The sequence below is a fragment of the Streptomyces sp. NPDC046862 genome, assembly GCF_040704615.1.
Taxonomy (GTDB): Bacteria; Actinomycetota; Actinomycetes; order Streptomycetales; family Streptomycetaceae; genus Streptomyces.
Window position 1 is genome coordinate 1 of the sequence record NZ_JBEYXP010000045.1, and the last position, 12801, is coordinate 12801.

Sequence of the window (12801 nt, forward strand, 5' to 3'; positions counted from 1 at the left end):
GACCGCAAACCACCAGCCCCGTCACCGCCCAAGCCGCGATCCGAAACAGAACACGACTCAAGTGGTGGCGGGAGAACTCAAAACCGGCTCACTAGGACGCCGTGGCCGCCGCGGCGATCCGGTCCAGGCGCTCCTGCTGCGTCTTCGTGAGGGAGCGGACGACGAGGATGGCGGCCACGGCCGCGCCGATGACGGCCGCGTCGGCCAGCAGCAGTTGCCAGACGTCCGCGTAGGCGCGCCCGATGACGTCGTCCGTGTCGTCGGCGTAGATCAGGCCGACCCCGCCGACCATCCCGGCCAGCCACAGCCCCCACCACCAGTTCACGACGCTCGGCAGCCGCTCACCCGGGGCGCTCGCCCGGTGGACGTCCACGAGGAGACCGCGGGGCACCCAGAGGTTCATGATGGGCACGACCCAGCCCGCGTACACCCAGATCCAGGAGTAGCGGGGGCGTTCTCCCGAGAAGGCGCGGGCGTTGTCCCGGACCTGCCATATCCAGGAAATGAACGTGATCGCGCAGAGCAGCGTGACGGCGGAGCCCAGGCCGTCGACGATGTGGTAGCCGTCCTCCAGCGAGGTCGGCAGGCGGTGCTGCCCGCCGCCCTGGTCCAGCGGCCCGGACGCCGGCATCCCCGCCACGGCGAGTCGTATGTGCCATACGGCCCGCACCACCCACGCGACGGCTGCCAGGGCGAGGGCCGCGACGGCGACGTGGGCGCTTCCGCGCACCGGGCGGAGCGGACGCTCGGGCTCGCGGTCGTTCGGCGGGTCAACTTTCATGTCCATGCCCTTAGTGACGAGGAATCGGCTCCTCCGGATGCAGGCTTTCCCGGATTCACACACTCGCGGAGCAGCCGAGGCGTCCGCGCGTGGCGACGAGCAGGATCAGGGCCCCCGTCGTGGCACTGAGCAGGAAGGCGTTGGACGTGGCCTCGCGGGACAGCCACGGGAACATGTCCGCCGCCGCGATGGAGAAGTAGTTGTTGACGCCGCAGTGCAGCAGCATCACCAGCGGCATGCTCCCGCCGGAGCGGTTGAACACCCAGGTCATCACGAAACTGAAGCCGATCGCGGTGACGACGAACTTCAGCACATGGGTCCCGGTCACGTCCGGGTAGCCGCCCCATTCGGTCAGGAACAGCGGCAAGTGCCAGACGCCCCACAGAGGGCCGACGATGACGGTGGCGGCCAGCGGGCCGTAGCGCTGCTGCAGCCGGGGCATGGCGAACTCGCGCCAGCCGGGCTCCTCGGCGAGACCGGTGGTGACCAACTGGATCAGCAGGCCGGGAAGGTACGCGGCCAGCACCATGGCGGGCGGCATCGCCGGCTCGCGGTCGCCCAGCGCGGTCGAGGCCATGATCAGCGCCGCGGGCACCGAGACCAGAACCACGGCGTACCAGCGCCAGTTGACGCGGAACTTGGTCATCCGGCTCCGCCAGGCCCGCAGTCCGGCCCGCCCCTCGGTGACCCCGGTGACCAGGAGCGCCGACGCGATCGGGCCGAGGTAGGCGCCGGGCAGAACGCCGAGAAGCTGGCTGCCGCCGGCACCCCCGGGAAAGGTGAAGTGCCACAGGCCCAGGCCGTTCCCGGACAGGATGTACGGCGTCCAGGCCGCCCAGCTCAGCAGGAAGGCCAGCGAGAAGAACCAGGTCACGGGGCGGCGGCGGATGCCGCCGCGCAGGCCGGTGGTGCGGTTCTCACGGACGTCACCGCCCTCGGTGGCCGGTCCGGTCCCGGTGCTGACGGGTGCTTGCGTGCTCACCGCGATGTCCCTTCGGAGGGGGCTGACGTGACGTGTTTCAGCACATCAGCCCCGCCTCCGGGGGTCATTGCCGTTCGTGCCCCAACGGGCGGTACAGCAGGCTGTACTTGGCGGGTCGTCACGCCCGGCGGCGGGCGTCCTCCAGGTACCGCAGGACGGCGGCCACCCGCCGGTCCACCTGGTCCGTCGGCGACAGGTCGAGCTTGGCGAAGATGCTGCGGATGTGCTTGTGCACCGCGCCGTCCGTCACGACGAGCCGCTCGGCGATCGCGCTGTTGCCCAGCCCCTCGGCCATCAGCGCGAGGACGTCCCGCTCGCGAGGGCTGAGGCGTTCCAGGCGGGTGTCCTGGTGGGAGCGCGTGAACAGCTGGGCGACGACCTCGGGGTCGATGGCGGTGCCGCCGGACGCCACCCGGTGCAGCGCGTCGAGGAACTCCTCCACCCGCCCGACCCGTTCCTTGAGCAGATAACCGAGGCCGTTCACACCGCCGGTGAGCAGCTCGGTGGCGAAGGACTGCTCGACGTACGCGGACAGCACGAGGACCGCCAGGTCGGGGCGGCGGCGCCGGGCCTCCACGGCCGCGCGGACGCCTTCGTCGGTGTGCGTCGGCGGCATCCGTACGTCGAGGATGGCGACGTCCGGCTTGTGGGTGTCGATGGCGTCCAGGATCCCGTCTGCGGTGCCCGCCGTGGCCACCACGTCGAGCCCCTCGGCGCGCAACAGCAGGGCGAGGCCCTCGCGCAGCAACGGGTCGTCCTCGGCTATCACGATCCGCAGGTCACGATCCACAGGGAAGGTCCACCTCGAGGGTTGTCGGCCCGCCGGCCGGGCTGGTCAAGCGGAGCGTACCGTCGTGCGCCGCCACGCGACGGCGGATCCCGGTGAGCCCGGAGCCGCCGTTCTCTCCCCCAGTGCCAATAGCCTGGGAGGTGCCCCCAGCTTCGCCCCGGCCGTCGTCCTCGACACGGAGGTGCAGCCGGCCGCCGCGGGCGCGGACCGTCACCGCGGCCTGCCCGGCGCCGCTGTGCTTGGCGATGTTCGTCAGCGCCTCGGCGACGACGAAGTAGGCGGTCGCCTCGACGGAGGCGGCGCACCGCTCGGGCGCCTCGACATCGGTCCGGCAGGGCACCGCGCACTCGGCGGCCAGCCCGGACAGCGCTCCGGCGAGCCCCCGGTCGGCCAGCACCGGGGGCAGGATGCTGCGCGAGACGGTGCGCAGTTCGGCCAGCGCCTGTTCGGCGGCGGACTGGGCGCGTTCGAGGAGTTCGTCGGCGCCCGCCGGGTCGCGGGCCACCTGGCGGCGGGCGGCGCCGAGCAGGACGGTGACCGTGACGAGCCGGTTCTGGGTGCCGTCGTGCAGTGAGCGCTCGATCCGGCGCAGCTCGGTGGCGTGGGCGTCCAGGGCGGCGGCGCGGGTGGAGGTCAACTCCGCGATGCGCAGGGAGAGATCGGTGTCGGGGCCGGCCGCGAGGAGCCGCCGCCCGGGCCCTGCCTGCAGCCGTGCCATGCCGGGGGTGAGCCCGAGGATGATGGCGATCCAGCCCACGCCGAGCAGGGACACGGCCAGGGCCTCCGGCCAGGACTGCGCGGTGCCGAAGCCCAGGGACGTGGCGGTCGCGTCCTCGGGCGCGAACGGCCACAGCAACGGGAAGACACTGTCCCGGACGGCGACGAGCGGCAGCAGCACCCCGATCAGGCCCAGCAGCAGGCCGAGCGTGGCGTGCCGGACCAGCCAGCGCAGCTCCCGCCGGGTGGTGGAGTCGACGAGGGCGGACCGCAGCCGCATGGGCGGTGGGTCCGGGGCGACGACCTCGGGACCGTAGCGGGCGAGCCGGGCGCGTTCCCGGCCGGCCAGGGCGTGCAGCGCGCCCAGCACGGCGGGCACCATCAGCAGCCCGACCCCGGCGAGGCTCGTCACGGCGGTGACGGCCAGCAAAGCCAGTACCAGCAGGGCGAGCAGGGCCGTACCGAGCCCGGACGCGAGCTGCCCGACCGCACCGCCCGCGGCACCCAGGGCCCGTACGACGACGTCCTTGAGGCCGGCGTCCGGCTCGCCGCCCCGGTTTTTGCCCCGCTCGTCGCCCCGCTCGTCGGCCGCGGTGTCCCGTATGGCCATGCGCCCTCCTCCCCTTGTTGGCGAACGACCTTATGCAGCACACGAGTTCGCTGTCAGTCGGGGAGCCCGGAAGTACAGCCTGCTGTACCTCGAACAGAGCGGACTGCGGGATCGGCCGAGGGGGGTCCCGATACATAGCGTCGGTGACCGACAGCGCGAGCGGCCCCCACGGGAGGAAGACCCCTATGACGACCACCGACCCCTACCGTCTGACCGGCGCCCCCGACGACAGCCCGAGCGGTGTCAGCCGCTCGGACGTCGTCCGCGCGCTGCTGTGGACCGTCCTGGTGATCAGTGTGGTCGCCAACACGGTGGCCTCGTACGGCGACGCCGGCCTCGGGGTCCACCTGGCCTGCGGCGGCGTCACCGCCCTCTGCGCCGGCACCCTCGTCGCACGCAAGCTGCGGGGACGGCGATGAGTACCTCCGTCGCGACCGCCACCGCGCGGAAGGCGCCCGCCATCGCGCTGGCGCGGCTCACCAAGACCTACGCGGGCGGCGTCCGCGCCCTCGACGACGTGTCACTGACCGTGGAGCACGGCACGTTCCTCGCGGTGATGGGCCCCTCGGGGTCCGGCAAGAGCACGCTGATGCACTGCGCCGCCGGGCTGGACTCCCCCACGTCGGGCAGCGTCCGCATCGACGGCCACGAGATCGCGGGTCTGAACGAGACGCGCCGTACCGAACTGCGCCGGGAGCGCGTCGGGTTCGTGTTCCAGGCGTACAACCTGATCCCGTCGCTCTCCGTCGAGGACAACATCACGCTGCCGCTGCGGCTGGCCGGCCGGAGCCCCGACCGGGACTGGCTGCGCACGCTGGTCGAGCGGGTCGGTCTCGCCGACCGGCTCGGCCACCGCCCGGCCGAGCTCTCCGGCGGCCAGCAGCAACGGGCCGCCGTGGTACGGGCGCTGGCGGCGAGACCCGCCGTCGTGTTCGCGGACGAGCCGACCGGCGCGCTGGACCTGCGCAGCGCTCACCAGGTCCTCGACCTGCTGCGCGACCTCGTGGACGAGCTGCGCCAGACGGTGGTGATGGTCACCCACGACCCGGCCGCCGCAGCGCGGGCGCACCGGGCGCTGGTGATGGCCGACGGCCGGGTGGTCGAGGCCCTGGACGCCCCGACAGCTCCTCAACTGGCCGACCGCCTCGTCGCGTTGGGGGAGCGCTAGACCATGCTGCATCTCGCCCTGCGCATGGCCGCGCACCGTGTCACCGCGCTGCTCGCCGTGGCCTGCGCGGTCCTCGGCGGCGCACTGATGATCACCGCCACGGGGGTGCTCGCGGAGTCCGGGCTGCGCTCCCAGCTGCCGCCCGGCCGGCTCGCCGGCGCGGACGTCGTGGTCGCGGCCGACCAGGAGTACCACCCGGCCGGGGACCTGCCGATCGCACTGCCCGAGCGTGCCGCGGTCCCGGCGGGACTCGTCGACCGGCTGTCCGGGCTGCCGGGCGTCACCGACGCGGTCGGCGACATCGGCTTCCCGGCCTCGCTCGTCGACGCGCGGGGACGGGTCGTCCCCGTGGCGGACGGGGACCCACGCGCCGCCGGGCACGGATGGTCCTCGACGAAGCTGCTCGATGCCCCGCGTGTCGACGGCCGCGAGCCGACCGGTTCCGGCGAGGTCGCCGTGGACCGCGCCACCGCCACCGCGGCCGGCATCCGCGCGGGCGACCGCGTCGAGGTCGTCGCGAACGGCAGGACCGCCACGGCCTACCGCGTCTCCGCGCTGGTCGACGCGCCGGGCGCGGGCGTCTACTTCGCCGACGCGACCGCCGCACGCCTCTCCGGCCACGAACGCCGTGCCGGCGCCGACGGCGGAGGACCACGCGCCGGAACCGTCGATCTGGTCGGCCTGCGGACCGAGCCCGGCACCGAGGAGTGGGTCGCCTCGGCGGTACGTCACCGGCTCGCGGGCACCGGACTGCGCGTCCTCACCGGCGCGGACCGCGGCGAGGCCGTGGCGCCCGGCGTCGGTTCGGCCCGTTCGCTGCTCGTGCTCCTCTCCGGTTCGCTCGCCGGGATCGTCCTGCTGATCACCGGGTTCGTCACGGCGGGCGCGCTGGGCGTGGCGGTCGCCGGGCAACGCCGTGACCTGGCGCTGATGCGCGCCGTCGGGGCGACCCCGAAGCAGATCCGCCGCCTGGCCGCCGCCCAGTCGACCCTCGTCGCGGCCGTGGCGGTCGTACCGGGCGTTGCCCTGGGCTATGCGCTGGCCGGGCAGTTCCGGGACGAACTCACGGACCGGGGCATCCTCCCTGCCGAACTCCCCCTGACCCTCAGCCCGTTGCCCGCGCTCGCCACACTCGTCCTCATGACGGCGGCCGTGCGGGTCTCGGCCCGGTGCGCGGCCTGGCGCACCTCCCGTATGCCGGCCACCGAGGCGGTCGCCGAGTCGCGCAGCGAGCCCCGCGAGCCGTCGAGGCTCCGCACCCGCGCCGGTCTGCTGCTGATCGTCGCCGCGACCGTCCTGTCGGCCGCACCGCTGCTGTCCCGCACGCTCATCGGCGCCTCCGCCACGTCCATCGCGGGCATCGTCGCCGCGATCGGACTGGCGCTGGCGGGCCCGGCCCTGGTGAAGGGCGCGGGCGACGCGGCCGTACGACGCCTGCGCCCCGGCGTCCCCGCCCCCACCTGGCTCGCCGTGTCCAACATCCGCGCGTACGCGCTACGGGTCACCGGAGTCGTCAGCCCGCTGGCCATGGCGGTCGTGTTCGTGCTGACGTACACCCTCGCGCAGACCACCGTGCTGGCCGCCACCTCGCAGGACACCCGCACGGGCACCCTCGCCCAGCACCGCGTGAGCGCGCCGGGCCTGGGCGGGCTGCCGCCGGACACGCTGTCCGCCGTGCGGGACGTGCCGGGCGTACGGGCGGCGGCGCCCGTCAGCACGACCACCGTGGTGTGGTCGTACAAGCAACTCGGCGACACGGTGAGCGAGTCGAGCTCCGCGATGATCCTGACGCCGGCCGCGGCGGACGTCGTCGACCTCGGCGTCCGCGACGGCGACCTGTCACGCCTCACCGGCGCCACGGTCGCCGTGAGCAGCGAGGTCGCCCGCTCGCGCGGAGCGGAGACCGGGCAGCGGGTGCGGCTGGTCCTCGGTGACGGCACGGAGGCCGACGCCCGGGTCGTCGCCGTCTACGACCGCGGCCTCGGCTTCGGCCCGGTGGTCCTCTCCCGCGACCTGTCCGCCGGGCACACCACGACGGACCTGGACCAGAGCGTCCTCGTCCGCACCGACGGCACCGCCGCCGCCAGGCGCGGCCTCACCGCGCTGGCCGCCGCCCGCCCCGGTCTGGCCCTGGAGGACACCGGCCCCGGCTCCGGTACGGGCGGCACGGGCACCCCGCCCGAGGTGTGGATCAACCTGGCCGTCATCGTCGTGCTGCTCGGCTACCTGCTGCTCTCCATCGCCAACAGGCTCGTCGCCGCCACCGCCCAGCGGCGGGCCGAGATCGCCGCCCTGCGCCTGGTCGGCACGACTCCGCGTCAGATCCGGGTGATGATGCGCCGGGAGGCCGCGGTGATCGCCGCCGCCGCGCTCACCACGGGCCTGCTGCTGTCCGCCGTCCCGCTCGCGCTGCTCGGCCAGGGCTTCCTCGGCCGCCCCTGGCCCGAGGGCCCCGCCTGGCTCCTGCCGGCCATCGCGGCCACGGTCGTCGTGACGGCGTTCCTCACCATCGACCTGCCCACCCGGCAGGCCCTGCGCACTCCTCCCGCCGAGGCCCTGCGCGCTCCGTGACCACGCCCGCTCAAGGCGAAACCCCCAGGCCGGCGGCCTGGGGGTTCCTGCTGTTCCTGCTGTTCCCACTTCCCGATCGAAACGGCGTGTGGCCGTTACGGGGCGTCGATCAGGTCGTGCGGCGGGACCTGCACGGTGCGGGCGCCCGGCGTACCGCCCAGGATCACCTTGCGGAGGGCGACGTTGTTGTCGAGGTTGGTCTCCTGCAGCCGCTTCTCCGGGTTGGCGATCACCTGGATGTAGTACGTGCCGTTCGGCAGGCCGGTGATGTCGAAGGACTGGCCCGGACGGTACTGGGTGTACGTGTCGCCGGAGCCGACGTCGAGGACCTCACGCACCGAGATCGAGTTCTGCTCACCGCAGGCGGTCGACAGATCGGTGTTGAACGGGTGCCAGTTGGCGTTCTTGACCGTGTAGTCGATGGCGTCGGTGTTGGCCAGGCAGAACGCCTCCTTGCCGCTGCGCACCTCCTCGGTCTGGTCCGCGCTCAGCAGCCGGTAGCTGGCGAAGTCCGTGAAGTGCCAGTGCTCGTGGCCCTTGCGCGGGTCCCACTCCATGGTGCCGCTGGGCTTGTACCCGACCTGCTTGCCGTCCGCGTCGTAGAAGTACTGGTAGGAGTCCATCAGGTCCTTGCCGGGGCTGCGGAAGCCGTCCACGACGAGGGGCGCGGGACCCGCGTTCCAGACGTTGGCGCTGAAGGCGAGGTAGTCCTTGCCCGGTACGTCGCCGTCCTCGCCGTCGGTGATGGCGATGTCCCAGGCGGGCAGGGACCGCAGGTCCGGCTTGGGCACGTCCGCGGGGACGCCCGCCCGGCCGGTGGGCCGCTTGGCATTGGGCTTGAGCGCGGGCGCGACGCGCGAGCCGTCGGTGTGCCCGCGCCCGTCGCCCAGGTGGCTCGCCGTGCCGCGGTCCTGAAGGGCGTGCGACAGGGCGCCCGGGGTGGGGGCGTCGGCGCCGCGGGGGCCGTAGTGGTGGGCGGCGCCACCGGCGGCCTGGGCGGAGGGCGCGCCGTGACCGGAACCGTGGCCGGCTCCGTGCTGGGCGGAGGACCGCTGGGGGGCCACGCCCACGCCGCCACCGCCCTCGTCGTCGTTCTGCCGCACCGTCACCTTGATGGTCGGCCGGTCGTCGGGGATGCCGAACAGATCGCGGTACTTCTTGGCCACCGAGACGTCGGCCGTGTACTCGCCCGCCGGCAGGTCCACCGGCTTGTCGTAGTCGACCGTGCTCGTGTTGGACGCCCAGCCGTTCTCGACACCCCACACGGAGCCCAGCGTCCACGGGTTGGTGGAGCAGCTCTCCGGGTAGTGCGCGGTCGCCGGGGCGTCCGGGCGTATCCGGCCCGCGGCGTTGTTCGGGCAGTAGGTGCCCTTGCTCTTCGTCACGACCTCGCCGGCCGCGTTCTTGATCGTCACGTTGAGGAAGCCGGACAGGCCGGTGAAGTCCTTCACCATGCCGGCGGGCAGCTTCTTCGTCTTCGTGGTCGTGCCGTCGCGCAGGATCTGCTTGGCGACGATCGGGTCCTTGTACGACTTGCGGGTCACCTTGAACTCGAACGGCGCGCCGTCGACCGTGAGGTACGTGCCGAGGTCCAGGAAGACCCCTTCGTCCCAGCGGTCGAGGGTCACGGAGTTCGACGCGGCGATCAGCTTGAGCTTCGGCGTCCCGGGCGTGCTCTGCGACGCCGCACCGGCCCCGGGAGCGGCCCCGGCGACAGCGGCGACGACGGTGAGCGCGGCTCCGGTGGAGAGCCCGGCACGCCGTAAGCGACTGCGGTGTTCCTGTCTGGTCATCGGTTCCTCGTCTGCGAGTGCCATGGTCAGTGGCATCGGACTGGACAACCCACAGCCGACCGACGGTGGGGCGCGCCCCACGCACCCCTGCGCCGGATCTGTGAGCAACCTGTGAGACTGCCGAAAAGAGGGGTTGGGTTGCCTGGTGAGGCGGGGAAAAGCAGGGGCGACGCACGTGACGCGTCCGGGCCGAACGTCCGGAACATCCCGTTCATCTGCCGTTCGGCGGGCGGCACATGGCCGAAAACCACGCTTCGCACCGTGAGAATCCGTGCAGGAGCACCACACAGCCTGCACACACACATTCGAATGTCTCGTTAGGGTTACAGGCCGCTCGATATCACGCGCGACCGTGACCAGGCCGCAGCCCGGCTGGGTCGACGGACTGTCAACCCAGGAAGACGACTGATGGACTACTGCTCCTCGTGCCGTCGACATCTCAATGGCGCCCTGGTGTGCCCCGGGTGCGGCGCCTACGCCCCGGACATCGCTCCGGTGACCTCGGGCGGCCGTACCGTCCCGGCCCGGACCACCGCGGCGCCGACGAGCGGCCCGGCAGACCCGGCCGGTCCGGCAGACCCGGCTGACGCGCCGGCGCCGTGGGAGCCCGCGAGGTCGCCCCACTCGTGGTTCGAGAGCCGCCCTCACGAAGCCGCGGCACTCGGCGCCAGCGCGCAGGCCGCCGGTACGCAGGGAGCCGGTGCGCTCGGCGCCAGTGCGCTCGGCGCCAGTGCGCTCGGCGCCAGTGCCCACGAGGCCCCGGAAACCGGCCCGTCCGGTGACTTCGAGTTCGAGGGTGCCGAGAGCGTCACCGAAGGCGTCCCTGCCGTAACGGAGGGGCGGGCCGCGCGGCGCCGCCAGAAGGCCCGCTGGAAGAAGAACCAGCGCCGTGCCGTGGTCGCGACCACCGTCGCCCTCATCGGCGGCGGCCTGACCTTCTCCTCGATGCAGCGGTCGTCCCCCGACCAGGCACAGGCGGCCACGGCGCCGGAACGGACGCGCACCAACGGCGGCGCCGAGGAACCGACGGCGGAGCTCACCCTCCCGGACTCGCCGGACACGAACGCGCGCCGTTCCTCGCCCGCCCCCACGAAGTCGCCCGAGACCAACACCCCGCACGAGCAGTCCGCGGCCGCCGCGCCCCACGTCTCCCGACAGCAGGCCCGGCCGGACAGCGACTCCGCTCCCCGTACGACCTTGCCGTTGCTCCCGAAGCCGAAGCCCACCTCCCCCTCCACCGGCGGATCGGGCTCCGGCCAGAGCGGCGACACGGGCACGGGTGTTCAGACGCCCACGCCCACCCCCTCCGACGACGCGAACACGGGTTCGGGCTCGGGCTCGGGATCCGGCTCCGGTTCCGGTTCGAACTCCGGCACGACACCGTCGAGCCCCGCCCCGGAGGAGACCTCGCCGGCGCAGCTCTGCCTGCTCGTGATCTGCCTGGGCTGACCGGAAGGGAGAGGCCTCAGCTCGTCTCCCGCAGCCCGGTCGCCCGCCCCTCCTCGTCCCACCGGACCTCCATGATCCGCACGACGGCGTCGCGGTCGAGCGGACCGAAGACATGGGGGAACCGGACGTCGTCGGAGACCCCGGGCGGCGGGACGGGCACGGGCTCCTCCCACTCCACCGTGGCGGTCAGCCGTTCCTCGTCGAGGAGCAGCGCCAGCAGCGGCCTCGGCCCGGTCCGGTAGAAGGCGTTGACGACGGCCAGCGTGGTCGCCTCGTCGGGGGAGCAGTGGACGAAGCCCTCCTCCGCGAGGGAGGCGGGCGCGTACGGCCGGCCGGGGTCGGCGTTCCAGTCGGCGAGCGGCACTATGTGATAGAGCATGGCGCGGTTATACGTCACGGGGCTCCATGACCGGCGCGCCGCCCTCGCCGTAGCGACGCCGAGGAGCGCCCCCTCGCCATACCGACACCGAGGAGCGGTCAGCCTCCGGCTCACGCGCTGACCGCCCCTCCGCGCCCGTCACGGTTCGGCGACGTCACGGCTCAGCGACGTCACGGCTCAGCGACGGGCGACCCACGTGCCGGGAGCCAGGTCGACGCCGGGCAGCCCCTCCGGGAGCAGCCGGCGGGTCTCGGCGACCGCCGTCCGGGACTCAGGCTCCGCCTCGGACACCGCGGCCGGGCAGAGCGCGCGGACGATGTGCGCGTTAAGGGCGTCGTCGATCGGGCTCGGCTCCAGCTTGCCGTCCGCGCCGACGCGCTGGTACTTCATGAGGTTCCAGCCGACGGCGACTTGGCGCTTGCCGTCCGGGCTGGACAGCGCGATCGTGCCCGCGCCGAAGACCGCGCCGTCGTGGCCCCAGAAGCGGCCGCAGCCCGGCACGTCGAAGGAGAGGATGCCCAGGCCGTAGTCGACGCCGTTCGCGGGGACGGTGGTCTGCATCTCGGCGAGGGCCGCCCGGCCGATCAGCCCGCCGCCCAGCAGGGTGCGGTAGAAGCGGTTCAGGTCGTCTGTGGTCGAGACGATCGCGCCCGCCGTGCTCGCCCAGGACATGTCGTAGACGCTGTAGTCACGGGGCGGGTCGATCAGGCCGTAGAACGACTCGTACATCTTGGAGTGCGGGCCCTTGATGTAAGGGGTGCGCGGGTACGTGGTGTGGCGCAGCCCGGCGCGGTCGATGACGTTGCGGGTGATGTACGTCCCGGCGTCCTGGCCGGTGACCTTCTGGAGGAGGAGGCCGGCGATCACGTAGTTGGTGTTGGAGTACGACCACCTCTCGCCGGGCCGTCCAGTGGCGGGCGCCGCCAGTCCGAGGCGCACCAGTTCCCCGGGCGCGATGGAGCGGAAACGTTCCTCGTCGAGACTGGCCGTGGAGTTCTGGTCGAGGGAGGGGAAGGCGCCCCGGATGTAGTCGCCGATTCCGCTGGTGTGGTTGAGGAGCATGCGGACGGTGACGTCCCGGCCCCGTTCCCCCGGGACCAGGTCCGGGAGGTAGTCGCCGATCGGCGCGTCGAGCCGGACCTTGCCTCGTTCCACCTGCTGGAGCACGGCGACGGCGGTGAAGGTCTTGCTGATGCTGCCCACGCGGTGGCGCATGCCGGGCGTGACCGGACGGCCGGTGTCCACGTCGGCGAGCCCGGCCGCGCCGGTCCACCGGTCGGTGCCCTCACGGACGGACGAGTAGGCGCCGTACATGCCCGCCTCGTGGACGGCGTCCAGCGTGGTGCGCAGGGTGGTGCGGTCCAGTGGGCCGGCCGCGGACGGGGCGGTTCCCGTGTCGGCGGACGCCGCCGGTAACGCGGTGGTCAGCAGGAGCGTGGTGCCCAGGACGGTGCCGATGAGCCGGGTGATGCGCAAGGTGGGGTCTCCCTTCCCTGGTCCGGGCGTGCCCGGGGTCGGACACGCCCGGGTAATTGTCATGGGTGAACCATGCGCCTTACAT

At 73.1% G+C, this 12801-nt stretch carries 11 protein-coding genes; 4 read left to right on the top strand and 7 right to left on the bottom strand.

The genetic code is table 11. From position 1 onward, the window contains the following. Positions 1-91 precede the first annotated feature (91 nt). The 4 genes from AB0959_RS37655 to AB0959_RS37670 all read right to left on the bottom strand — a co-directional run bounded on the left by AB0959_RS37655 (position 92) and on the right by AB0959_RS37670 (position 3880). Positions 92-787, bottom strand: coding sequence for a DUF4328 domain-containing protein (locus tag AB0959_RS37655; RefSeq protein WP_366831268.1), 696 nt, complete (start codon positions 785-787; stop codon positions 92-94). A 49-nt stretch (positions 788-836) separates the two neighbouring features. Then, complete coding sequence (locus AB0959_RS37660) at positions 837-1763, bottom strand: type II CAAX endopeptidase family protein (RefSeq protein ID WP_366831269.1); 927 nt, start codon at positions 1761-1763, stop codon at positions 837-839. 118 nt (positions 1764-1881) lie between these two features. Beyond that, positions 1882-2541, bottom strand: a complete 660-nt coding sequence (locus AB0959_RS37665; RefSeq protein ID WP_366831360.1) for a response regulator transcription factor — start codon at positions 2539-2541, stop codon at positions 1882-1884. A 1-nt stretch (position 2542) separates the two neighbouring features. After that, on the bottom strand, positions 2543-3880 hold the full coding sequence (locus AB0959_RS37670; RefSeq protein WP_366831270.1) for a sensor domain-containing protein: 1338 nt from the start codon (positions 3878-3880) through the stop codon (positions 2543-2545). Between the two features lie 185 nt (positions 3881-4065). On the opposite strand from AB0959_RS37670, the gene AB0959_RS37675 reads away from it, so the two are divergent. Genes AB0959_RS37675 through AB0959_RS37685 form a run of 3 tightly spaced genes read left to right on the top strand, consistent with a single transcriptional unit; the run spans position 4066 to position 7619 of the window. Then, positions 4066-4299 carry a hypothetical protein gene (locus tag AB0959_RS37675; RefSeq protein ID WP_366831271.1) on the top strand — a complete coding sequence of 78 codons (234 nt, stop codon included), beginning with the start codon at positions 4066-4068 and terminating at the stop codon, positions 4297-4299. Beyond that, a complete protein-coding gene (locus AB0959_RS37680) occupies positions 4296-5048 on the top strand; it encodes an ABC transporter ATP-binding protein (protein WP_366831272.1) in 753 nt (250 codons plus the stop codon). The genes AB0959_RS37675 and AB0959_RS37680 overlap by 4 nt, the downstream gene beginning before the upstream one ends. Positions 5049-5051: 3 nt before the next feature. Beyond that, positions 5052-7619 carry an FtsX-like permease family protein gene (locus tag AB0959_RS37685; RefSeq protein ID WP_366831273.1) on the top strand — a complete coding sequence of 856 codons (2568 nt, stop codon included), beginning with the start codon at positions 5052-5054 and terminating at the stop codon, positions 7617-7619. A 95-nt stretch (positions 7620-7714) separates the two neighbouring features. Here AB0959_RS37685 and AB0959_RS37690 read toward each other — a convergent pair whose 3' ends face one another. After that, a complete protein-coding gene (locus tag AB0959_RS37690; protein WP_366831274.1) occupies positions 7715-9412 on the bottom strand; it encodes a lysyl oxidase family protein in 1698 nt (565 codons plus the stop codon). Between the two features lie 408 nt (positions 9413-9820). Between AB0959_RS37690 and AB0959_RS37695 the strand changes: the two genes are divergently transcribed. Beyond that, on the top strand, positions 9821-10861 hold the full coding sequence (locus AB0959_RS37695) for a hypothetical protein (protein WP_366831275.1): 1041 nt from the start codon (positions 9821-9823) through the stop codon (positions 10859-10861). 16 nt (positions 10862-10877) lie between these two features. Here the strand turns inward: AB0959_RS37695 and AB0959_RS37700 are convergent, their stop codons facing one another. After that, entirely contained in the window at positions 10878-11240 is a 363-nt protein-coding gene (locus AB0959_RS37700) for a DUF952 domain-containing protein (protein ID WP_366831276.1), read from the bottom strand. Positions 11241-11417: 177 nt separating this feature from the next. Then, a complete protein-coding gene (locus AB0959_RS37705; RefSeq protein ID WP_366831277.1) occupies positions 11418-12716 on the bottom strand; it encodes a serine hydrolase domain-containing protein in 1299 nt (432 codons plus the stop codon). Positions 12717-12801: the final 85 nt, after the last annotated feature.